This is a genomic window from Aquimarina sp. KJ22-3, assembly GCF_055808215.1.
In genome coordinates, this window is the sequence record NZ_CM147859.1 from 866,026 (window position 1) to 890,348 (window position 24,323).

Here is a 24,323-nt window from a genome sequence, read left to right on the forward strand (position 1 = left end):
ATATGTAAAAACCACTTTTGGGATTCCCAAAAGTGGTTTTTTATTATAGAACTAGCTCCATTTTTATGTTACTACGCTTGTACAAAGGGTTTTTCTCTATGGGTATCTCGACAAAGCCAAATTTTTTGTAGATATAAATGGCATTTTCCAGAAGGGTATTAGAATAGAGTATGACTTTTACCCAACCTTGGTTTTTTGCAAAATCGATCCCATGCTGTAGTAACTGCTGACCAATTTTGTGTCCCTGAAACTTTGGAGAAACGGCCATTTTGCCCAACTCATAAATGTTTGACTCTACGGGGATTAAAGAAAAGGTTCCTGCGATTTCTTCTTCCACTTTGGCAAAGAAGATATACCCTCCTTTTTGCACAATAGTTTCTTCACATTTTTCTAATAATTGTTGATCCAATGGCTCTACGACAAAATACTTTTCCAGCCATTCTACATTAAGGCGGGCAAAGTCTTTGGAATATTTTGGATCAAAAGGAATAATCGTTAGTTGATCGGATATAGGTGTCATAGTTTTTCAAGTATTCGGTTGCTTAATGATTTTTCTGCAAATTGATTTTCTAGATGAGTTAAATGATGTGTTAAGCCAATGGCGCTTCCTTCGGTAAGCCATTTTACCTGTTCATCGATTATAGCCCAAATAGGAATCATTTGTTGATGTAGGTCTTTCCCTTTAGTAGTTAGTGTAAAGAGTTTTTTTCGTTTATCAGAGGTGTCAATTTTATAAGTGACTAGTTTTTTTTCGGTTAGTTTTTTTAAGGATTGTGTAATAGCCGGTTGTGTGAATTGCAGCCCTTCTTGAATAGTGGTTGTTGTGGTTGTTGTGTGGTCCACTATGAACTTGAATACAGGAAAGAGATAGGGGTCAAAGTCTATATTACAAGCGTTATAGATCAATTGTGTTTCTCTCATGAGATACTCACTTAGTCTCTTTAACCTAGAGCCAAGCCCCAGTTCTGCATATTCCTGAAGCTTATCTTTCATAAGTATTTATATAAGTGCTTATGTAAAAATATGAATAATTTTTAAAAAATGAAAATTTTGCTACAGGAAAGACCTCTCGTGTTGCTTGTAAATGCCTTTTACTATTGATTTTGAGTTTTTGATTTTGTGGATTGAGAAAAGCTATCGATCCAAAAGAAAAAGAAAAAGAGTTTAAATAATTTGATGTAATTCGGACATTCTATAAAGTAGGGCAGAAACCCTATCAGTCCCAAAAAGCCCAAAAATTTTAAATATTTCATATACTATCTAATAATGATCAAGATTGTATTATTGGTATCAAAGCTCAACCAAAAGTTACGTCTTATTTCAAGAATTTTGACTTGGATATAAAACTTTAAACCCGTTTTTTAGACTTATTTCCCTAATCTATTTTTTAGCACTTCCTGGATTCCAGCTAAATGATCACTAAACTGCATCATTTGAGCTAATACCTGCGCCATTTCGTTTTTATCTCCAAATCCCTTCAATTTATTGTTTTTGGTAAAGGTTTCTTTAATGGTTTCCCAACGGGTCATTTCTTCTTCCGAAATAGTTCCTGTCATTTCTTTATATTTTAACAAATTCGCTTCGGCTGCGCTGGTTAATGTTTGGGATTCATTCTCGTAATGGGAAAGCAATAATGTCCTTAACTCAGTATCATTCATAATCGGCACAACCTTGGCTACTAATTTGCTCATATCTCGGTAGGAACCTTGTAGTTTGAATGAAGGTTCTGTGCGATAAGCATCTTCCATGGCGGCAGATTGGATATAGGTTTCATTTACTTTTAATACCGTGTCTCGTATCAGTACTACTTTTTCCAGAACAGATACATAATCCTGGATCTCCTGTTTAGTATGATTGCCTTCTAATTCGACACCTTCTTGCGTTCCGGTTTCTACGATCTCGATTAATTTGTAAATATCGTCAAAGTGTTTGCTGCTCAATTGGTGCAGGACGGGGTTTGAAGTCATTGCATTTTCAATCAAACTCAATTTAAACAAATCCGCTGTATCCCCGATAATATCTCCAAGATTATAAATATCAGCACGATTGGCCAGCATGTCTGGAATCTGAAATTTTTCTCCACTTTCAGTATATGGGTTACCTGCCATGATTACACAAAAACGTTTGCTTCGTAAATCGTAGGTTTTTGGATTGCCATTGTATACCCCTTCTATTTTTCTGGTCCCATCGGCTAGAGATATGAATTTTTGTAAAAACTCAGGATTACAATGTTGTATATCGTCGAGATATAACATCACATTGTTCCCCATCTCAAAAGCTAGATTTAACTTTTTTAGTTCTTCTCTTGAAGCGGCATTATTTGCAGCCATGGGATCTACAGAAGTAACTTCGTGTCCAATGGCCGGGCCGTTAATTTTCATGAAAACCAACCCTAATCGGTTAGCCATGTACTCCATCAAAGTCGTTTTTCCGTATCCTGGAGGAGAAATAAGTAATAGCATTCCCATTCGATCGGTACGCTTATTTTCACCAACACTACCTAATTGTTTAGATAGGTTATCCCCAAACAAAGGGAGATATACTTGATCTATCAATTTATTTCGTACAAAAGAAGATAGTACTTTAGGTTTGAATTCATTTAGCTTCAAATCTTCTTTTAATTGGTCTGTAACTTGATGTTTAGCTTCCCTGTATGCTTCAAAGGCGGGTGCCTCTACCGTTGCAAATTGGTGTAATGCGGCAACAAAAGTGTGATAATTGAACGCATATTTACCTTCATTGATCGAGCCATGACTTCCTTTCAAATCTTTTATGACTTGCGAAGGGTTTACATGAATTACTTCAGAAATTGCTTCTTCTTTGAACAATAAAGTACAAACGACCTCGTGGGCATAATCTATATGTTCTGGGATATTTGCTTTGATGTAAGAACTTACCCATTGTAAGGCTAGATTGATTTTTGAATTCCAATCAACATGACCATTTGACTTTGGTTTTGTATCTAAGTCGAGCGCTTTTTTAAGTTTGGCAAATACTTTTTCTTTTTTAGTTCAGAAATGAATGCGTCATATATTTTATTGGCCGTTTGGCTAATGCAAAAACTATTGTCGCTTTGTAATTCTGTAAATAAATAATGTGCAATATCGTTGCTTCTATTGGTTTCAGACCATTGTCTTTCTTCGATAAAAGCATTAATCTCTTTATCTAGTTTTGTAATTACACTATGATGCTCTTGACTATCTGGAAAAACCTGTAAAACCTCACCTGATGCTTTTATTGTGGTATTCCAATACTCTTGCTTTTCTTTTTCTAAGCTAAACCAGAAATACTGGGCAAAAGCTCTGGTATTTGGGGTGAAACGCAATAAACCCAGACCATGATCTTGTTCGACAAGAACTTTTAATATTTTGGCCGCGTCTATATCATGAACCCCTTTTACATACCCTTCTGCGTAGTTTTTGCTACTTTCAGATTTTACAATTTCCAGAAGTTGTTCTTCTGTTTGGTGCTGTAATTTTTCTTTGGTTATGGTTTTAAAAATTTTATAAGCAAGATATGCTGATCGATATATTTCAGAGTTTTCGGAAATTAATTCCTGATTCCAATATTTTTTAGATTGGAGTAATACTTCATTCTCAATCCCCTGATAAAAATCGGTTCCTGTAAGATGATAAGCAAGTGCTGCGTCTTTGTATACAATGGTGAGATCCAGAGGTTGTTTATTTACACCAAATTTGTGTTTACCTAGCTTGATAATATTCTCCCCATCCTCATATAAATCTTGTTTGTCTTTTAATTTACGGGTGGCATCTTCTTTGGCTACTTTTAAGGCCGTTTCTATAGCTTCCGCTTTTCCTGCATCATCCAAATCCGTAAGCTGATCAATAATGTCTCTTAGTTTGTTGATCATCAAATCTGAGGCAAAATACCCATTGATATCTGCTACTGCATCAAAACTCAATGCTTTTTTGGTAACTCCTTTCAGAATTCGATTTGCCGCATTTTCTAAAGCAACAGCCTTTTTGTTACGGGCTTCTATTAATCCGTTCTTTCTCGCTTCAAAGGCATTATAAACTTCTTCTCTTTTTTCTATAATCTGCGCAATAAATTCTTCGAAGTCTGCAAATCTTCCTTCCAGATCCTCTAACTGAACAGAAACTTTATTTAAAAGCTCATCAGTTTTTTCAGGGGTGTTAGCAATATCCAAATAGTTGATGATACTTTGGTCTACTAACTTTAATTGAGCCGTAAATTCTGCTGTAGCTTCTTTACTTCCCAAAGATTTTATCGCATTCTTGATTCCTGCTTTTAACTGGTTAATGGTAGCAAAAATCAAGGAGATATTATCTATGATTTTGGTAGAATGAGAAGTGTCTTCGATCTGAAGATTGGAAACGATGTCAATCAGCATTTCAAGATCTGTTGCAATTTGATTGACCTCTTCTTCCAACTTTTTGGCATCGATTACTTTTTTGATATCTCCTAGAACCGTTTGTTTTTCTTCTACTCTTTTGTGATAGGGTAGTAGTGCTTTGTCGTCCAGAAGAAATTGAACACAACGTTGAGAAATTTTCTCGGTTTGTTCGGCAATCTGGGTTTCCAGAGATTTGATGAACTCATTATCCACATATCGGACATCATTTAAACTGATGGTTTCACCACGTAGTGTTCGCAGTTGTGATAACACCTGCACAAAATCATCGATAGATCGAAAAGAACTACTTTTTATTTTGCCGAAAATTAGTTCTGCCTGATCTTGCGTTTCTTTGGTTACCTTGGCGGCAGTTTTTCTAAGTTGAACAACCTTTTCAAATTCGTCTATTGCAGCATTGGCAGCACCACTAATTTCTTCAAGAGGAATGTCTAATCGAAATGTGTCTTCTTCTCGGATCCAATAATAACTATCAATGACATCATTGGAGAATTTGGAAATGTCATCATATAACCCATCATAACTATCCTCTTTGTTTAATAAGGTGATCAGCGCATAGCACTCGGCCATAGCTTTTACAATATCCTTGTTTCCTATTTTGTATAGTAAAGTATCTGTGTGTTCTGAAGGAATGGTATCTCCTTTCATAAAAGGAGTCTGCCAAATCTGAATGACATGATGTTTGGTCTGCTCATCTTCGGTTTTGAAATAACAAAGCTCACCATTTTGGAGAATCGTAAAACCATTACATACGATAGGAGTCTTTACCTCTTGCTCGATGACATTATAAGACATTAGGGTGTAGAGCCCCTTTTCGCTTTGGTAAAACACATACAAAAAGTCTTCTCCATTGGGCGATATGATTTTTTCCTGAAACTTAACCTCAGAAACCTCATTGGTAAAGAGTTTGAAATCTCCAGACTGCAGGTAATATCCGTTAGGATAAATGATTCCTTGATCATCAGGCAAAAGTAAGCAGGCATCTTTGATAGCCTCTATTTTTTTTACCTCTTGCATTTTATGATTGTAGACAAAATAGCGTGGTGCTTCCTGAAAAGGTTTTATCTCTAATGTGATCAAATTACCCAAATCAGCAAAGCGGTATTGTCCATCATCCAAGGTTTGATCTGCATGTTCTACAGCTTCATCCAAAATACCTTTACCTTCATCAGTATTATCTTCAATTTTAATAGTAAGATCTCCACCAATAGTTTCTACAAAAACCTTATCCAGAATAGAGATATGGGAATGTGCTCCATATCGATGCATATCACGAGTAACTTCGGTCCAATTGAACTCGTGTTGTTTCGGGAACTTAAATTCGTGTTCACTTCTGTTATCAACATAGGTAAGAGTTCCTTCATTAATCAACCACTTGAAGGTTTTAATATCTGAAACACTTTCACTTAACTGAAACACCATATGCAGGTAGTTGCCAACGATAGCGAATTTAGAAAAGATGGTATTGCGATAGTATTTATAGAGATTTGTAAAATCATCAATAAACACAGGATCGTTGATCAGATCTAAGGTCTTTGCTGAGAAATGTTCATTAGTATAGGTATAAATACTAAAAACGTCTGCTAAGGTGATTTCGGTCCGAAGACCAAAATGCACATTATAACCAAATAAGCAATATTCCCCGATAGTTACTATATCTCTAGCAATACAGTTATTTTCGGTATTGATTCGATTGTTAGCGATTAGTTTTGTCTCTACGCTACCAAAGACTTCTTTTCTTGCATCATTTAATTGGGTAAGACGGGTTTGGAGATCGCTCTTATGCTTTTGTAGACGATTTTGAATGATCTCGTAAGTTCCGCCATCCAATTGAGTATGTTGATTGTTGTTTTCTTCTTGCATGTTTTAAATCGAATTTACATTCGCTGTTACAAAGGACTTCGACAGACTCAGTCAGACAATTTAAGTTTGATTTTAAGTCTATAGGTCACGCTGAGCTTGTCGAAGCGCCAACTAAGGCGGACCTCAATTCTATTTCTCTATTTTGTTTCCGAACTGAGTGTGATTTTTTGAATATTCAATTAATTTATCCCAATCTTCTTCTATTAGTGCTGTTTTCTTTTTTCTGCTCCATCCTTTTAATTGTTTTTCAATTTTAATAGCTTCGTTTGGATCTGTAAAAGCTTGAAACCATTTTAAACTTACTGGCCTTCTCTTAAAAGTATAAGCATCTTCTTTTGTTCCAATGTTGTGTTCATATACTCTGCGTTCTAGGTCATTGGTAATACCTATGTAAAAAGAACCATCTTTACATTCAACTATATAAACATAATATTGTTTCATCTTTTATTCTATTAGGACTTCGACAAGCTCAGTCTGACATTGGATTTATTTATATAAAAACGTATCAGAGATTCCGGTTGGATTTTCAAAGTAATAAAACAAGAATTTGATAAAGAGAATAGTAGCGATAATGCTCATGGTTAAAATGATACCGTTTTTAATATTCTCTTTCTGCTGTTGTTTTTTTGCTCTATTTCTTATTTGCTGTAAAACTTCTTCTGAAACAGGCTCTTTTTTAATGCCCTGACTTTCTCCGTTCGAAGTTGTCCATCCGTCGAAAGCTTCTCTTTTTGATCGTCTGTTGTTGTTTTTTAACGATGCCAGCATTGCTGCTGTAGATCCTCCAAATCCCATAAATAAACCTTTTAAAAGTTAAACAATTCCCATCCCGGTCTCCCCAGAATGGGAAGACTTTTATGGGTTTAATACAATGATTGTGATCTTTTTCATAGTATGACTAGAAACCGTTGCTAACTATTGTTCTGATCATTGCGATTACTTCAGTTTTTTATCAGAAAGCCCTAATCCGCTTGCTAGGTTAAACAGGTTAGTGAACAAATTGTTTTCGTCTGGATCGGTTGTTTTCTGTTTTAGTTCTAACAATAAATTCGCGATTGTAAGATTCTTAATATCCTCTGATGAGATTCCGTATTTTGTTGCGAATTCTTTTACCTTTTCTAACAAATTTCCTTTTACATCTTCGCTCCCTAGGATCGCATCTTTTACATCTTGTATGTTATCAGAATGTTGTACTAATCTGTCAAATCCTTTAGCCTTGGTGATTTGTCCCATAATTTGCTCAAAGAACATGGTTTCACCACCTACGATATCGATATTAGCTGCTTTTAATGCTTCTCCGATCACTTCGGCTTGTGCATCTGCAATTTCTTTCTGGATATTGATATGCGCCAAGTCTACTTGTAATTCTTTATCTAAGCGTAGTTTGAACTCTTCATGTTCTTTGCCAACACCATCAAGTTTCTTCATGGCTTCTGCTTTTTCTTCAATACCAGCAGCATCTGCAAGTGCTTTTTCTTTGATCACTTCGGCTTCTGCTAATCCTTCTTCACGTATCGCTTCTGCTTTTGCCTGGATACCTGCGGCTTCTGCTTTTGCAGTTTTTTCAATAACGTTGGCTTCTACCAATCCTTCACGCTCTCTTGCATCTGCTTTGGCATGCATCACTTGTGCTTCAGACATACCCAAAGTAGCTTCTTCTTTGGCCTGAGCTTCTGCAAGTGTTTTACGAGCCTCAGCTTCTTTCTCACTAGCTTCTTTTTTGGCTTGTGCTTCGATGTTGATTTCTTCGGCTTTTTGCTTAGCAGCTTCTTTCTGTGCTTCAGCAGCCTTTATCGTTTTGATTAAATCTTCTTGAGCAGCAGCTTCGGCAATGGTAATTTTTACTTGTTTATCACGATCTGCAGTTTTAAAAGCCTCAATATCTTTCATATTCTCCTGCTCTTCTACCACACCTTTTTCCAGCATTACTCGATCACGAATCACATCTTGAATATTCTTCTTTTCTACTTCTACTACCTTTTCTTTTTCGATCTGAGCCAGCGTAACAATTCGTTCGCGTTCTGTCGCCTCTAGCATTCTATCTTTTTCTACTCTTTCAGTCTCAACAGCATCTGTTCGCTGTTTATTTTTGGCAGCAACAATAATCTGGCGCTGCATGTTCTCCTCGGCTACTTTTACTTTTTCTTCAGTATTGATACGTGCAGTTTCGGATTTTAATCTCTCTTCTTCAGATACTTTTAAAGTTTCGGCTTCTTCGCGAGCCTTAATATTGGCAATTTCACGTTTTTGTTGTTCTTCTTTTTCTGCTAACTGTTTATCCAATTCAAGGATAGCTTCGCGAGCTTCTACATCCTGCTTACGAATAATTTTTTCTTCATCTCGCTTAATGAGGTTTGATTTTATATTTTGAGCAGCAGTTAATTCTGTGATTTTTTTGATTCCTTCAGCATCCAGGATGTTATCGGCTTTCATCACACTTAGTGAGGTTTGCTCCAAATCATCAATAGCACAGTCATCTAGAATGTATCCATTTAGATCAGTACCAATAATATTTATGATTTCGTCTCTAAACTCCCTACGAGCTTCATATAATTCTACAAACTCAAACTTTTTACCCACGGTTTTCAAGGCTTCAGAAAACTTTGCGTCAAAAAGACTACGCAAAGTATCTATTTCAGAAGCACGATTACAACCAATAGTCTGTGCTACATTGATGATATCTTCAACAGATTTATTAACTCTAACAAAAAAAGCAACTTTAATATCAGCCCTAATGTTATCCTTACAGATCAACCCGTTTACTCCTGTGCGTTCTATTTCAATTTTTTTGATAGAAATATCCATGATTTCTACTTTATGTAGTACAGGAATTACATATAAACCTTTGTCGAAGGCAACTGCAGTTCCTCCAAATCCAGTACGTACTAATGCTTCTCCTTGAGGAATTTTTCTATAGAAAATGGCAATAATTATAAAATACAGTACTATTAAGAGTACCAGTGCTACCACCACGATAATAGCTATGCTTGCTAAATTGCTCATAATTGCTTTAATAATTTAGTTGTTGAATAATATAAAGTTGTTTGTTTTTTACTTGATTTACGATGGCTACTCTTGAGTTAGCCGGTATTTCAATTCCATCTTTTGATTGCACCATCACTTTGATAGGATCAGATTGTATTTTAATTTCGAGCGTAGCGATTTTATCTCCTGAAATAGTGCTGTGCAAAATCCCTTCTCTACCTAAAAGATCCAATGCGCTTTCTCCTTTATTATTAAAATTGGTAAAGAACCTTTTGAAGGGTGTTGTGAAAATTTTGGTCAAAAATAGGGCTGGGAGTATCCCTCCAAAAAAGAAAATAAAACCAAAGTCATTGTCATAGCTATGTGTTATAGAAGTTCCAGCCATTGTTATTGCCCACCAGAATAACACAAAGAATGAAAAAGTAAACATGAAAGGTAACCCAACGAAATTGAAATAGATCAAAAAAATCTGAAAGAAATTCAGCTTTCCTCTTCTTCGTATTACATCTTCTTTTTTTACTTCTGTATTTGAGATCTCTGGAATATCCAGATTCGTTCTTGCGTCAAAATCGGTCTCGACATCAACATCTACATCTGCTTCGGCATCTATATCCAGGTCGATATCTGCGTCAAAAAAATCAAGATCTAAGCCTGTAAGGGTAGTAAGTATCCAATACAGGATTAACAACCCAAATAGGATAGTCAAAGGCAAATTGACTATTGAAATTGCTATGTCAAATAATTCTTTCAAAAGGTTAGTGTTAGTAGTTAGTTATTAGTTAATGTTCTCTTTTTTCAAAATCTTCTTTTTTATGCAATCGAATTCTTCGAATAACGAGATAGATCAGTGCGGCCAAAATTCCTGCCCAAAATATGGTGTACACAGATAAAAAAGTTTCCATTGCTTTAATTATTTGAATTTCACTGCGGTACCATATGCCAGTATTTCTGAAGCCCCTTGCATAACCATTGATGTCGTAAATCGAATATTTATTACCCCATCGGCACCAATTTTTTCAGCATCTTGTATCATACGTTGCATTGCTTGCTCACGAGAGTGGGCTTGAAGCTTTGTATACTCTTCAATTTCTCCACCCACTATATTCTTAAGTCCTGCAAAAACATCTCTCCCGATGTTTCTTGCTCTTACTGTACTCCCTCTGGCGATACCTACAATTTGAGATATCTCTTCGTTGGGTACAGTTTCTGTAGTGGATATAATCATGGGTATGTTGTTTTAGGTTTATACTACATACAATTAGGCGTCATCGTCTTTTAAACCCAATTGCTCTTTTAGTTTTGCCAAATCATCTTCGGCATTGGATTTTGTGAGATCTATGGCCTTGTCAATTTCTTCGTCGATGGTCTTTGCCGTGTTTGCAATATCACCATACGCTTCTGCTAGTGCTTCTTCCTGATTCACTTTATCCTTCATTCGTTCTAACATCGAAACAGTGCTTGAACTATCGATCTCGGCCATTTGTTTGTTTACATTTTTTGTGGCTTTAGATACTTTTACTCTGGCTTTAAGAGTTTTAAGCTCATTCTCCCATTTACTAATGTTCTTTTTAATGTCGTCTACGTTTTTTTCTAATTGAGAAACTGATTTATCAAATTTTTCAGACTCTGATTTGGTACGACTTACTTGTTGTAGGGATTCTTCTTTTTTAATAAGTGCTTCTTTTGCCAAACGATCAGCTTCAGCGGTATCCAGATCTCCACCTTGTGCTTTCTTTAGAATTAGCATTGCTTTTTGTTGATAGTCTTCAGCTTTTGCCGCAAATTCTTCAGTTTCGTTTTTAGCTCTTATTGCCAAAGCTTTTACCTGAGCAAGTGCTTCCAGACTTTTATCCAAATCTACTTTCATATCTCTTATCCCTTGTTCAGTCATCTTAATAGGATCTTCCATTTTGTCTATAGCAGAGTTTGCTTCAGCTTCACCTATCTTAAATAATCTTTTAAAAAATTCATTGTTCTTAGTATTTTGAAAAATTTATAATCTGTTCTGAATATTCGCTTAATAATAACCCCAAAGAATTGAGTGAGCCTTCGAGTTCGTTAAGATCAAGATTTTCTACCTGCAAAGTATCTCTGAAGATTACTTTGTCGCCAGTTTCATCTAGGACGAAAGCTCCGTGAACAATATCTCGATTTTTTTGAAGCAGATTCTTATAAACGATTTCGTTATTATTTTTGATGTTAAAAATATGCTGCTCCATAATTAGTATAGGCGGAGCTACCCCCAGAATCATATTTTTGATTCCTTCATTCTCCTTACTAACCATAATAATTCCCTCAGATCTATTCTCGTGAGTAATATTATAATTGAGTTTGAGTAAGTAATCTTTTATAGTTTGAAAATGATCTTGCATTTGATGTTTGTTTATGGACTTATTAATGAAATAGTTTGATAGTAAGATGAGTACCAATATTACAAAAAGTCACATAAATTTTCGGCAATATTACTAGCTAATTCAGCTAGATAAATTACTAGAGATACCATGGGTATGATGTTTTTAAAGTTAATAAATTAGTTGTCCTGCTAAAAATTTTAGTATACTCCCCCGAGTTTTCCGTAAATGAAAAGAAATACAAAAGTATTTCTACTAAAATTAGCTTTTTTCAAGTATATTAGCTAATATTGTTAGTGTAAATGTACAACAATTTTCGATAATTGCAAATAAAATTAGCAAAAATGTCTTTTTTTGGAAAAAACATAAAAAAATTCGCGGAGTAAAAGGATTGAGTCAACAGGCGTTTGCAGAGCTTTTTGACCTTAAAAGAGGGACTTTGGGTGCTTATGAAGAGGGTAGAAGTGAACCTAAGATAGAGACTATTATCAAGATTGCTAACTATTTTAGCATTCAAATAGACGATTTACTCACTAGCGAATTAACCGTTAATCAATTACTAAAGTTTAAAGGGGATCTTACTACATATGCCGCAGATGCAAAACGAGAACAGTTCGCCTACATCCCTTGCATTACCGAAAATAATGTAAACGAATATATTACTCTATTCGATAAGGAAACTTTTATTAAAGAGTTACCTACAATACAATTACCGGTTAACCCCACCAAAGAATTTAGAGGATATACGGTAAGTAATCTTGAGATGACCTCACATGATAAAGGGTTCTACCCCAAAGATATCGTTATAGGAGAAAAAGTGCCTGCTACTGTAATCAAGAAATTGAATAATGGAACGTTAGTGTTTGCATTAGTAGATGATAAGATTATTTTCAGAAGACTATACATTACCAAGGGCAATGCTGTACTAAGAGCTGATCATAAAAATATAGAGGACGAAGAGTACCCGTTGTCAGAAATTAAGGAAATGTGGAGAGTTCGATATGTTTTTTATAGAAGGATTCCTGATTTTGGTGATGATGTAGAGGATAAGTTAATGATCATCGAACAACAACTTCAGAAAATGAGAGAACGACTCTCATAACCATATAGATTTTCATTATTTTAAAATTATCACAATCAATTTAGATAGTTGATTTTGTGTGAAATATCGAGTATCTTTAAGTGTACTTAATTCACACAAAACTACACCAATTCTATATAGATTGGTTGTTCTTCTCTTGGGTTTGCCTGTAGCAATTCTATTGCAGCGCGTTTATCCTTGAATTTTATGATCCAAAGTGTTTTTGGTACTTTTTATAATCCTTTATAAGGAATAGTCTAACCTATTCTGATCATGACAGAAATGGGCATTTGGGAGTACAATCCAAATAGGAAAAAGAGTAAGCTGTCGATTGGATTTATAATGTTATTGAATACTATTATAGATTTTTTATATTAAAATTTAAAATACTATAAGAATCAATTATTATAAATTTGAAAAGAATTACAACAATAATCATTTAATCTTAATTTATCTGCAATGGAAAATAACAGTCTTAAAACCACGAATCCTCATGGATCGAGTTCTAATGGATTGGATGCCAGCATGTGTCCTTTTCTAAATGGTGCCCATAAAGAAGGTGCCGGTGGTGGAACATCGAACAGAGATTGGTGGCCAAATCAATTGAAGTTGAATATCCTCCGTCAACATTCTTCATTATCTAATCCTATGGAGGAAGCATTTAACTATGCTGACGAATTTAAGTCGTTGGATTTGGAAGCAGTTAAGAAGGATCTTTATGCATTGATGACTGATTCTCAAGATTGGTGGCCTGCAGATTACGGGCACTATGGTCCTCTTTTTATACGTATGGCCTGGCATAGTGCGGGTACCTATAGAATCTCAGATGGTAGAGGTGGAGGAGGTTCAGGAACACAGCGTTTCGCTCCTTTGAATAGCTGGCCTGATAATGGAAACCTAGACAAAGCTAGATTACTACTTTGGCCAATCAAACAAAAATACGGTAAGAAAATTTCTTGGGCAGATCTTATGATTTTGGCAGGGAATTGTGCATTAGAATCTATGGGGTTCAAAACTTTTGGTTTTGCAGGAGGTAGAGAGGATATATGGGAGCCTGAAGAAGATATCTATTGGGGATCAGAGACTGAGTGGCTAGGAGATAAAAGATATGAGGGAGATAGAGAGCTTGAAAATCCTTTAGGAGCAGTTCAAATGGGATTAATCTATGTGAATCCAGAAGGTCCAAATGGAAACCCTGATCCAATGGCATCAGGGAGAGATATTCGCGAAACTTTTGGCCGTATGGCAATGAATGATTACGAAACGGTAGCTCTTGTAGCAGGTGGACATACCTTTGGAAAAGCTCATGGAGCTGCAGATCCAGATAAGTATGTAGGAAGAGAACCAGCTGGAGCAAGTATCGAAGAGCAGAGTTTAGGATGGAAAAACACCTTTGGTAGTGGTCATGGTGATGATACGATTACAAGCGGTATAGAAGGAGCATGGACACCAAATCCAACCAAATGGGATCATGATTATTTTGATGTTCTTTTTGGATACGAATGGGAATTAACAAAAAGTCCTGCCGGTGCGCATCAATGGAAGCCTACAGAAGCTTCTGCTGCTCGAAAAGCACCAATGGCTCATGATGCTTCAAAATCTCAGGATCTGATGATGACAACCGCAGATATGGCGTTGAGAATAGATCCGGAATACATCAAAATCTCAAAACATTTTCAGAATAATCCAGAAGAGTTTGCAGATGCTTTTGCGCGTGCATGGTATAAGCTTACACATAGAGATATGGGGCCAGTATCTCGTTATCTAGGACCAGAAGTACCACAAGAAGAATTAATTTGGCAAGATCCAATTCCTGCTGGGACTACTACTTTGATAAATGATCAAGATGTAGCAAGTTTGAAAGCAAATATCTTAGCTTCAGGATTATCTATTTCAGAATTAGTGGGAACAGCTTGGGCATCCGCTTCGACCTTTAGAGGTTCTGATAAGCGTGGTGGAGCCAATGGAGCTCGTATACAGTTAGCTCCTCAGAAAGATTGGGAAGTAAATAACCCAACTCGACTTGCAAAAGTATTGGATATACTTGGACGTATTAAAGATGAATTTAATAGTGGACAATCAGACAAACAAGTTTCTTTGGCAGATTTGATAGTTATTGCAGGAAATGCAGGGGTAGAGCAAGCAGCAAAAAATGCAGGTCATGATGTTACTGTGCCGTTTACTCCAGGAAGAGGAGATGCTACACAAATACAAACAGATGTAGAATCCTTTGCTGTTTTAGAACCTAGAGCAGATGGTTTCCGTAATTATATCAAAGGAAAATATCAAGTCTCTGCAGAAGAAATGCTGGTAGACAAAGCACAGTTATTAACGCTTACCTCTCCAGAAATGACAGTATTAGTAGGAGGGCTACGAGTGTTGAATACCAATTTTGACGGTTCTACTCACGGTGTGTTTACCAAAAGAACGGATGCACTTACCAATGATTTCTTTACGAATTTATTAGATTTAAGTACAACTTGGAGTGCAACTTCAGACGAACAAGAAGTATTTGAAGGAAAAGATCGCAGAACTGGTGAGGTAAAATGGACTGGGACACGTGTGGATCTCATTTTTGGTTCAAACACAGAACTTCGTGCCATTGCAGAAGTGTATGGTTCTTCTGATGCCGAACAGAAGTTTATAAATCATTTTGTAGCGGCTTGGCACAAAGTGATGGAATTAGATCGTTTTGATTTAGCATAAGTTTTAATGATATAAAGTAGTAAATTTAGCAGGTGGGACTTTTTGAGTTACCACCTGCTTTTAGAAATGAGTACTAAATTATAGCGATACTACATGGAAGATATTTTTAACGCAATCCGTTCAGGAAATACAAATACTGTACAATCAATTTTAGATCAAGATCCAAATTTGGTAAATACAAAGGATCAAAGAGGATCTACACCTTTACTACTTGCTACATATTACGGTAATGAGGATGTTACCAAAATTGTGTTGAGTCATCAACCAAATATCAATACTCAGGATGCCTCAGGAAATACTGCTCTAATGGGGGTGTGTTTTAAAGGGTATTATGCAATAGCCAAGTTGTTAATTGAAGCTGGAGGAGATGTAAATGCCAAAAATTATAACGAAGCTACAGCACTTATTTATGCGGCTACCTTTGGTCACAAGGATATCGTAAAATTATTGATAGATAATGGTGCCGATATCAATGCAAAAGATAATAAAGGATATACTGCCGCTATGCATGCAAAAGATCAAGGCTTAGAAATTGCCGAGCTAAATACTTAGTTTTTTGAATACTACTAATAGTACATATAGCATTAAATCTGTAAATATTCGCACTACAGATTTGCGTAGAAGATTGCTAATGTCTTCTTCTGCGGTAGCCATTTTTGAAGCTTTTCTCAAAGAAAGTATAGGAGAAGAAGTATTGGTAGTAAACACCAATATCGGTATGGAGGTATATTATTACTCCAAAAATGATTATAGCACCTTTATACGAGAAAGTATTCTACTATATACCATTAAATATATTGATCAGTCGAAATTAAAATTTAAAAATCACCTTACTCGCGAAGAAGTATATCAAAGCTTTTGTGAAGCATTGATGACTTTTGCACAGTATCCTCAGGTTTTTTTGGCATACACCAAAAAGTTTATTCATCTCAAAGAGAGGAATGAAACTAGTAAATACGTCTTTCCTATTTTGAACGGTTTTTTTGAAGAAGTTCTTAAGTTTTTGACAGAAACCGGAAAAATGCCTCACTACGAAAAGATAAGGAGAGCAAAAAATCAAATCAAGAAACCAGATCCCGATGATCTTATTATAAAAGATCTGATCTCAGAAATTTTGATGAAAAAACATTACAATTAAAACTTCGATTAAGTGTTGTTTTTGATCAATTTTTTTGAGCTAATTCTTTAGAATTGACGTTTTTAGCGTTTAAGTGCCTACTATTCATCGATTTTCGTGATGACTGTAATCTATCAATAAGGGGGGATTTTCCCCTTGTTTTGCAATAATTTCTTACAAAATAGTATGGAAATCCTCAATTTTCGTACGTATTTTCTTTCTTTAAAAAAATTAACATTTCGCCGAAATACCAATATCTATCGGTGAATGGAAAGGTTTTGAAACAATAGCATAAATATATTACGGTTTTTCCGTATCCGTTTTTGAAAGGGAATTTCTAATTTTAAATAAATCGATTTAACACACATAAAATCATCGTACTCAAGTAGATAAGCTTTTCGTCAAAATGTTAAAAAAATCTTCTGCGCCCCTGGAAGAATAGTTTAACAAAAAGCTTCAAAGATTGAAGCGTCCCAAATACATTACGAATGAAAGCTACAAGAAAAATCGGTTACCCTAAGAATTTTTTTACAACAATTAGATTAAGTTTTTTAGAATTAAATAAGTACATCATTTCAGAAAAAATATTGCCTTTATTTTTTAAATGGATGTTACTTTCTTTTTATATACTTATAATGTCTTCCTGCGAAGCTAATGAAGAAGATACACACCCAGAGGATATTTCTAACTTTATGTTGATAGAAAATCCTGAAAAAGTAATCAAAGTTAATTTGTTCTACGTAGAATCAGAGACTTCCATTCATCAATCAGATTATCACCTGGATGAAGCAGAGTTTTTTGAATATCTAAATGGATATTACTTTCACAAATATGGTATTGGTTTAGAATTGGCACAATCACAATCCTTGGTAAATGATGAGTTATATGATTTAAGAGATAATAGAGGTGGTGAACCAAGTACATTTTTTATGCAATGTGCAGATTCTTATGAAAAAGACAAATTGAATATTTACATCATCAAAAGATCAAATATTATTGGAATAGCTGGAATGGGAAGAAGCCAGAGAGTATTGTTAACCTATGAGAACCTATTTACTTCTACAAGCCCACACGAAATTGGTCATGCTCTTGGATTGTTTCATGATGATGAAACGATAAACATTATGAGCACAACTTTGGATAAACAATCAAGAAAACACTTCAACCACGTACAAGAGGAGAAAATGAAAAAGAGAATAGATATGATAAACACCAATAATGCGCTATAATTACTGGTGTTTATGTTAATGTTGTAGCTTTCCCTAGCAAAGAACTCCACTTAATGCGGAGTTCTTTGTTTTTTTAATATTTATGATTAACTATTTAGTTAACAATTAGAAGATATGTTCAATTGAGCTCTCTACTTATTCTTTTTAATAATTTTGATTGTTTTCTGAGACCCATTATTAAGTCTTACTCTTAAAAAGTAAATTCCATTCTTTAAAAAATCAAGGTTAATGGTATCCAAACGATCTTTTGATAAAAGATCATTATTCTCATATACCAGTTTCCCGTTAATACCATAAACCTGAACATTATTTATCTTTTCAGGATTTGAGAATTTTATTAAATCGGTAAAAGGATTAGGGTGAATTAAGGAGTTATTTTCTATTTGTTTTAGGTCATTTGACTTATTTGGATTTGGATTTGGAATTGATGTAGCATACATAATAATCGAACATTTTTCACTATAAGGGCCATCAGTTCTAACGACAACATCATATCTTGTATTAGGAAGTAGATAGTTGGAAGAAAAATGACTTGTGAGATCTAGGGTTGGAGTTGGGCTATTGATCCATTTCTGAACCCCGCTTTCATCTGTAAATCTAAATTTGTAATTCGTAGCGTTTGGTAGAGGATAACAACTGATTTTCATGTTTTCACTTGTTAAGTTAGTCACACATGATTCAAGAACTAATTGGGTTTTGTAAGGGGTTCTAATAGAGCAAACTTCACTATAAGAATCATTTCCTCTTACTTCTACATTGTACCTCTTGTTTGGGAGAAAATAGCTTGACGAATAATAATCTGAAATATCGATGGTTGAAGAGTTACTATTAATCCAGTTATGTGTACCATTTTCATCAGTGAATCTGAATTTATAAGTGGTAGTATTTGGAATTTCATAACAACTGATTTTAGTATCATCTGCGGTCAAAGTAGCGCCACAATGTTTTAAAATTAATTTTGTTTTATTTTCCAAAGGAGGAAACTCTTCTGTGATTCTAAAATTATCAATATACATAGATTGTGTGGCAGCAATACTAGAAGAAATGTCTGATGATCTGTAGTGTCCAAATTTTAGTAATGTTTGGATGGGTTCGTTTGTATCATCGGTTAAAATTACATTGGAAGAAATTACTTTTGAAGGTTCTTCTCCAATAGGATGTAAGGTAGCTAAAGAACCATTATTGTCAATTACCACAGGTTTTCTGTTAAGCCAAAATTGTATAAAACCGTCTTCATTACTTGAGTGTTTTATTTTCATAATGAATTCATTCCACTGCCCTTTGTTAAAAGTATCTATAAAAAGTCTTTTTCTTCTACGGAGTTTTTCGTCATTCGTTATCTGTCCGGTTAGCTGTAATTTAGTGTCCTTTGGGGAATCGATCCAAAAATAAAGTCTTCTACCTTTGGTTGCATATTTGGGAGTCGTTATATCAGGATATAGATAATTCATGGCGCCAATAGTTCCGGCAGTGATATTTTGTTCATTATCACCTCCTGGTTTTAATTGAAACAAAGTATGAAAGTATTTATCATTTCCTGGTTCTTCAAACTCTTCGTCATTTGGTATAAAAACCTTCCAGGTGTAGTAGTAGGTTTTGTCGGTGGGTACATGGTATCCAAATTCTGATCTTGATAATGGTGTATTAGCTCCTAAAGAGTGGTCATTTAAATGAACAGTAAGTTTTAGAGACGACTTTCCTGTTTGCTGGTGTTTGTCTGTAAGGTCCCAGCTATAGCCTCTAGCCTCATTGACCTTATTTCGATACCCTTCTCTGTACCCTCCTCCAGGGGGTGAAGTGATGTTTCCAGTTCCTAATGAGTCAGTTAGTGTTGAGATTTGCATACTAGACTCTTCATAATACTTCATGAAGAAATTCTCATCTTGGAATTCTTCAAAAAATGGTACTTCTACTTGAGCACATACATTTATGCAAAATAATGCTACTGAAAAAAGAGTAATTTTTTTAAGGGCTTTCATGATTTATTGATTTATTACTAGTATATGTTATTACATGATCTAGTGTTACCTTATAAATTCAAGTTTTGTAGTTTTTAACTTGCTGTTAACGGTTTGATATGAGCAAATAAGGGTATTGCTCATAGGGAAAGGATTTCTCTATAAGAACTTTCTTAAAGAATGTGATCTGGATATTAAAACTCCGCGTTAAGTGGAGTTCTTGGGTAAGGGATAACGTCTCTAATATTACCCATACCTGTAACAAACTGAACCATACGTTCAAAACCAAGTCCAAATCCGCTATGTACACAGGTGCCAAATCGACGAGTATCTAGATACCACCATAATTCTTCTTCAGGAATATCCAGAGCAGCCATTTTTTCTTTTAAGACATCCAAACGTTCTTCTCGTTGAGATCCTCCAACCATCTCACCGATACCCGGGAATAAAATGTCCATGGCTCGTACTGTCTTTCCATCTTCGTTCAAACGCATGTAAAATGCTTTGATGTCAGCTGGATAATCAAACAAAATCACGGGACATTTAAAATGCTTTTCAACCAAGTATCTCTCATGTTCACTCTGCAAATCTGCTCCCCATCCATCAATCGGAAATTTGAATTTCTTCTTTTTGTTGGGTTTAGAGTTTTGAAGTATTTCGATTGCTTCGGTATAACTCACTCTTTTGAAGTTGTTCTCCAAAACAAACTTTAGTTTATCTCTAAGTAACATTTCTGCACGTTCTGCCTGAGGCTTTTGTTTGTCTTCCTGAACCAATCGATTCTCTAAGAACGCCAAATCATCCTGACAGTTATCCAATACATATTGAATGATATATTTGATAAAATCTTCCGCCAAATCCATGTTTCCGTCTAGATCACAAAAAGCTACTTCTGGCTCGATCATCCAAAACTCAGCAAGGTGTCTTGATGTATTCGAGTTTTCTGCTCTAAAAGTTGGGCCAAAAGTATACACTTGTCCCAATCCCATGGCATAGGTTTCTGCCTCTAGCTGACCAGAAACGGTAAGGTTGGTTTCGCGTCCAAAAAAGTCTTGTTTGTAATCTATTTCGCCATCTTCTGTTTGCGGAACGTTTTTAAGATCAAAGTTGGTTACCTTAAAAGCTTCACCAGCTCCTTCAGCATCACTTCCTGTAATTACCGGAGTATGTACATAATAAAAATCATTTTTCTGAAAATACTCGTGCACTGCAAAAGATAACTTAGAGCGCATACGCATAATTGCACCAAAAGTATTGGTACGTACTCTTAAGTGTGCTTGTTCTCTTAGTTTTTCCAGAGAGTGACGTTTTGGTGAAAGAATCGTAAGTTTTAATTCTTCTGGATCTGCATCACCTTCAATTTCCAATTCTGAAACCTGAATCTCTACACGCTGTCCTTTACCCTGACTTTCTACCAAAGTTCCTGTGATCGATACTGCAGCACCAATAGTTATTCTGTTTTGGATTGCAGCTTCAACCGTATTGTCTTCTAAAACACACTGAATATTATTAATAGTTGATCCATCATTGATCGCTATAAAACGATCGTTACGAAAAGAACGAACCCAGCCTTTTACCATTACCGGCTGTAATAGTTTATCACTTTGTAGTACCTCTATTACTTTAGTATGTTTCATTGTAATCTAATTTCTTGTAATTAAATGCTCTTTGAATACTCTTTTAAAAAAGTATTCTTTAGAAAATTAAGGTAGCAAAGATAAATTTTTAATCGGATTGAAGCATCATCAAATGAATTCAAAAAATCATTTTTGGGCGTAAATTCTTTGGGTGTTCTTTTTGAAGCTATCAAAGATGTTGTCACATACGATAGATATTGTCGTTTTTTTGATACTGTGATGATACCTAAAAATCATAAAAAGCCATGATTTGAGGTGAAAAAAAGAAATAATCCGGTCTTTTAAATGATAGAAGAGGAGTTTTGGTATTCTTGAGTGAGATTTCAAACTATTGAAAATCAGCGATTTTTTGAGATTTTGATAGTTTTTACTTGTTTAAATAATGTTAAAATTTATGCATATTGACAAAAAAGGGGATTTTTCCCCCTAGAGGCTATTTTAAAATACGAAAAGGGGCAGTATCTTGCATATGCAATTATGACGATTGTGTTTACGTTAAGTTTAGTTCGATAGGTTTTGGGGTAATCTATCTTACAGAAGTCCCGTTAGTTTACTAACGGGGCTTTTTTTATGAAGTCATTTTATTTTTTATTCTTCTTCAGAATTGGCAATTTCTTCCTCGTTGGGGATAATTTTTAGTTTAGGCTCTTTTAGCGTTTTCTTGTTGGCAATACTTCGCTCTAACGAAAGGAGTAATGATGGAAGTAGCAACAAATTGGCAAGCATCGCAAAAAGCAAGGTGGTAGATACCAAACCTCCCAAAGCTTTAGTGCCTCCAAAACTGGAGATCAAGAACACCGAAAATCCAAAAAACAGAACCGTTGAGGTATAAAACATACTTACCCCGGTTTCTCTTAAGGATGCTAAAACGGATTTTCGTATTCTCCAATGATTGGATTTTAATTCTTGACGATATTTGGCAAGAAAATGTATGGTGTCATCTACAGATATTCCAAATGCTATACTAAATACAAGAATAGTAGAAGGTTTTATCGGTACCCCTATAAATCCCATAAGTCCAGCAGTCATCAACAACGGAAGCAAGTTGGGGATTAATGAGATGATAATCATTTTAAAAGATCTAAACATCCACGCCATAAATAGCGCAATCAAAAATATAGCAAGACCTAGAGAGAATATCAGATTATACACCAGGTATTTTGTTCCTTTCTGGAAAACTAAGGCCTTTCCTGTGAATGTGATGGTATATCGATCTTCAGGAAATATTTTTGCTATTTGGGGTAAAAGAGCGGCTTCGATCCGTTCCATTTCTTCGGTACCCACATCCTTCATAAAAGTAGTGATTCTCGCATACTGCCCTGTAGAATCTACATAGCTTTGCATGACTCCGGCTTCAGATTCGAAGCTTTTTGCATAGGGAAGGATAAAATTTCGTTCTTGGCTGGTAGGTAATTGATAGTACTTTGGATTACCGTTGTAAAAAGCCTGTTTGGAGTATTTTACTAAGCTAACAATAGAGATCGGTTTGGATAACTCTGGAGTCTCTTCCAATAGTACCTGTAGCTTCTCCATTCGCTTGAGTGTAGGAAGTTTTAAAACTCCTTGTTTTCTTTTGGTGTCTACCAATATTTCCAAAGGCATGATGCCATCAAACTCTTGTTCAAAAAACAGAATATCCTGAAAAAAACCTGCACCCTTTGGCATGTCTTCGAGCAAACTACCCGATACTTTGATCGTATAAATCCCGATAATACTAGCGATCAAAATAATAACCGAAGAAAAATAAATGGTAACTCTTCTGTTTTTTACCATATTCTCCATCCAGTCTACAAGCCTTTCTATCCACCGCTTACCTAAGTGCTTTAGGTGTCGTTCTTTGGGTTGAGGCATGTAGCTGTAAATTATAGTAATAACCAAAAGACAAAGAATAAATAGGGCTACAATGTTGAGTGATGCAACGATTCCGAACTCCTTTAAAAGTTTACTTTCTGTCAATGCAAAAGTGGCAAAACCAGCTGCTGTAGTTACATTGGTCATTAGAGTAGCATTTCCTACTTTGGTAATGACACGTTGTAGCGATTTGGCCTTATTCCCGTGTTTTTTTATCTCTTGTTGATACTTGTTGATTAAGAAAATACAATTGGGGATACCGATTACAATCACCAAGGGTGGAATAATAGCAGTAAGCACTGTAATTTCATACTCCAAAAGACCCAAAAGACCAAATGCCCACATCACTCCAATGATTACTGCTGTCATCGATATGAACGTTGCTCTAAATGATCTAAAGAAAAAGAAAAAGATAAGAGAAGTTACCAGCAAGGCCGCAATGATGAAAATTAAAATTTCATCCATAATGTTTTGCGAATTCAAGGTGCGTATGTAAGGCATACCAGAGACCTTAATATCCAGGTCGTATTTTGCTTCAAAATCCTGAACCATGGGTTGCAGGGTATTCATAATGAAATCCTTTCTTACCGGAGTGTTTACTATTTCTTTATCGAGATATAAAGCACTTTGGATCGTATGTGAATTTTTGCTAAACACTAAGCCTTCATAAAAAGGTAGCTTATTAAAAAGCTCATATTCGTATTTAGAAACTTGCTCTTCAGAGTAAGTAGAATCTTTTATAAAAGGAATTAGCTCGAATCTTGGAGGATTGTCTTCTTTCTTTAATTTTTTGAGATCCCCAATAGAAACTACCAAATCAATTTCCGGGAAAGTCTTAAAGGATTCATTAAATGCATTCCAGGCTTTTAATTTTTCTGGAGTAAAAAGTGTACTGTCTTTTACGGCTAAAACGATCAGATTCCCTTCTTCACCAAACTTATCAAGAAATTGTTTGTATTGTATGTTTACTTCGTGATCATCGGGTAAGAGATTGGCTTCGGTATAAGAAAATCTCATGTTTTTCCATTGAAATCCAAGAAAAACGGTGATCCCTATTATTACAATAAAAATTGCGGCTCTGTTACGGAGGATGATTCCAGCTAGCGCATTCCAAAAACCAAAACTGAATAATTTTGCCATTCCTTTATTTTC

The 24,323-nt window shown here is 35.3% G+C and carries 18 protein-coding genes and 1 pseudogene; 5 read left to right on the forward strand and 14 right to left on the reverse strand.

Annotated features, from left to right (window positions below):
- Nucleotides 1-43: 43 nt before the first annotated feature.
- The 11 genes and pseudogenes from AC0L3Q_RS03630 to AC0L3Q_RS03680 all read right to left on the reverse strand — a co-directional run bounded on the left by AC0L3Q_RS03630 (nucleotide 44) and on the right by AC0L3Q_RS03680 (nucleotide 11,613).
- Nucleotides 44-520, reverse strand: a complete 477-nt coding sequence (locus AC0L3Q_RS03630) for a GNAT family N-acetyltransferase (RefSeq protein ID WP_473285219.1) — start codon at nucleotides 518-520, stop codon at nucleotides 44-46.
- Nucleotides 517-993 carry a MarR family winged helix-turn-helix transcriptional regulator gene (locus tag AC0L3Q_RS03635; protein WP_473285221.1) on the reverse strand — a complete coding sequence of 159 codons (477 nt, stop codon included), beginning with the start codon at nucleotides 991-993 and terminating at the stop codon, nucleotides 517-519. The genes AC0L3Q_RS03630 and AC0L3Q_RS03635 overlap by 4 nt, the downstream gene beginning before the upstream one ends.
- 374 nt (nucleotides 994-1,367) lie before the next feature.
- A pseudogene (locus tag AC0L3Q_RS03640) lies at nucleotides 1,368-6,256 on the reverse strand (DNA repair ATPase).
- Between the two features lie 129 nt (nucleotides 6,257-6,385).
- A complete protein-coding gene (locus tag AC0L3Q_RS03645; protein ID WP_473285223.1) occupies nucleotides 6,386-6,697 on the reverse strand; it encodes a GIY-YIG nuclease family protein in 312 nt (103 codons plus the stop codon).
- A 45-nt stretch (nucleotides 6,698-6,742) separates the two neighbouring features.
- Nucleotides 6,743-7,051 (reverse strand): hypothetical protein, encoded by a 309-nt coding sequence (locus AC0L3Q_RS03650; RefSeq protein ID WP_473285225.1) that lies wholly within the window; start codon nucleotides 7,049-7,051, stop codon nucleotides 6,743-6,745.
- Between the two features lie 141 nt (nucleotides 7,052-7,192).
- Nucleotides 7,193-9,259 carry a flotillin family protein gene (locus AC0L3Q_RS03655; protein ID WP_473285227.1) on the reverse strand — a complete coding sequence of 689 codons (2,067 nt, stop codon included), beginning with the start codon at nucleotides 9,257-9,259 and terminating at the stop codon, nucleotides 7,193-7,195.
- A 7-nt stretch (nucleotides 9,260-9,266) separates the two neighbouring features.
- Complete coding sequence (locus AC0L3Q_RS03660; protein WP_473285229.1) at nucleotides 9,267-9,992, reverse strand: hypothetical protein; 726 nt, start codon at nucleotides 9,990-9,992, stop codon at nucleotides 9,267-9,269.
- Nucleotides 9,993-10,020: 28 nt separating this feature from the next.
- Entirely contained in the window at nucleotides 10,021-10,143 is a 123-nt protein-coding gene (locus tag AC0L3Q_RS03665; protein ID WP_473285231.1) for a hypothetical protein, read from the reverse strand.
- A gap of 8 nt (nucleotides 10,144-10,151) precedes the next feature.
- Complete coding sequence (locus tag AC0L3Q_RS03670; RefSeq protein WP_473285233.1) at nucleotides 10,152-10,466, reverse strand: YbjQ family protein; 315 nt, start codon at nucleotides 10,464-10,466, stop codon at nucleotides 10,152-10,154.
- Nucleotides 10,467-10,499: 33 nt separating this feature from the next.
- Nucleotides 10,500-11,234 carry a PspA/IM30 family protein gene (locus AC0L3Q_RS03675; RefSeq protein ID WP_473287045.1) on the reverse strand — a complete coding sequence of 245 codons (735 nt, stop codon included), beginning with the start codon at nucleotides 11,232-11,234 and terminating at the stop codon, nucleotides 10,500-10,502.
- On the reverse strand, nucleotides 11,218-11,613 hold the full coding sequence (locus AC0L3Q_RS03680; RefSeq protein ID WP_473285235.1) for a molecular chaperone Tir: 396 nt from the start codon (nucleotides 11,611-11,613) through the stop codon (nucleotides 11,218-11,220). Before AC0L3Q_RS03680 ends, AC0L3Q_RS03675 begins: the two co-directional genes overlap by 17 nt.
- Nucleotides 11,614-11,983: 370 nt before the next feature.
- On the opposite strand from AC0L3Q_RS03680, the gene AC0L3Q_RS03685 reads away from it, so the two are divergent.
- The 5 genes from AC0L3Q_RS03685 to AC0L3Q_RS03705 all read left to right on the forward strand — a co-directional run bounded on the left by AC0L3Q_RS03685 (nucleotide 11,984) and on the right by AC0L3Q_RS03705 (nucleotide 17,725).
- On the forward strand, nucleotides 11,984-12,694 hold the full coding sequence (locus tag AC0L3Q_RS03685) for a helix-turn-helix domain-containing protein (RefSeq protein WP_473285237.1): 711 nt from the start codon (nucleotides 11,984-11,986) through the stop codon (nucleotides 12,692-12,694).
- A 438-nt stretch (nucleotides 12,695-13,132) separates the two neighbouring features.
- A complete protein-coding gene (gene katG, locus AC0L3Q_RS03690; protein WP_473285239.1) occupies nucleotides 13,133-15,379 on the forward strand; it encodes a catalase/peroxidase HPI in 2,247 nt (748 codons plus the stop codon).
- Nucleotides 15,380-15,472: 93 nt separating this feature from the next.
- Entirely contained in the window at nucleotides 15,473-15,931 is a 459-nt protein-coding gene (locus AC0L3Q_RS03695; protein WP_473285241.1) for an ankyrin repeat domain-containing protein, read from the forward strand.
- A 4-nt stretch (nucleotides 15,932-15,935) separates the two neighbouring features.
- Nucleotides 15,936-16,517 (forward strand): hypothetical protein, encoded by a 582-nt coding sequence (locus AC0L3Q_RS03700; RefSeq protein ID WP_473285243.1) that lies wholly within the window; start codon nucleotides 15,936-15,938, stop codon nucleotides 16,515-16,517.
- Between the two features lie 467 nt (nucleotides 16,518-16,984).
- Entirely contained in the window at nucleotides 16,985-17,725 is a 741-nt protein-coding gene (locus AC0L3Q_RS03705; RefSeq protein WP_473285245.1) for a matrixin family metalloprotease, read from the forward strand.
- Nucleotides 17,726-17,856: 131 nt separating this feature from the next.
- Here the strand turns inward: AC0L3Q_RS03705 and AC0L3Q_RS03710 are convergent, their stop codons facing one another.
- From AC0L3Q_RS03710 to AC0L3Q_RS03720, 3 genes are all read right to left on the reverse strand, one after another.
- Nucleotides 17,857-19,704 carry a heparin lyase I family protein gene (locus AC0L3Q_RS03710; RefSeq protein ID WP_473285247.1) on the reverse strand — a complete coding sequence of 616 codons (1,848 nt, stop codon included), beginning with the start codon at nucleotides 19,702-19,704 and terminating at the stop codon, nucleotides 17,857-17,859.
- Between the two features lie 173 nt (nucleotides 19,705-19,877).
- On the reverse strand, nucleotides 19,878-21,320 hold the full coding sequence (gene asnS, locus AC0L3Q_RS03715) for an asparagine--tRNA ligase (RefSeq protein WP_073315674.1): 1,443 nt from the start codon (nucleotides 21,318-21,320) through the stop codon (nucleotides 19,878-19,880).
- Nucleotides 21,321-21,908: 588 nt separating this feature from the next.
- Nucleotides 21,909-24,311, reverse strand: a complete 2,403-nt coding sequence (locus tag AC0L3Q_RS03720) for an efflux RND transporter permease subunit (RefSeq protein WP_473285249.1) — start codon at nucleotides 24,309-24,311, stop codon at nucleotides 21,909-21,911.
- Between the last annotated feature and the right edge of the window lie 12 nt (nucleotides 24,312-24,323).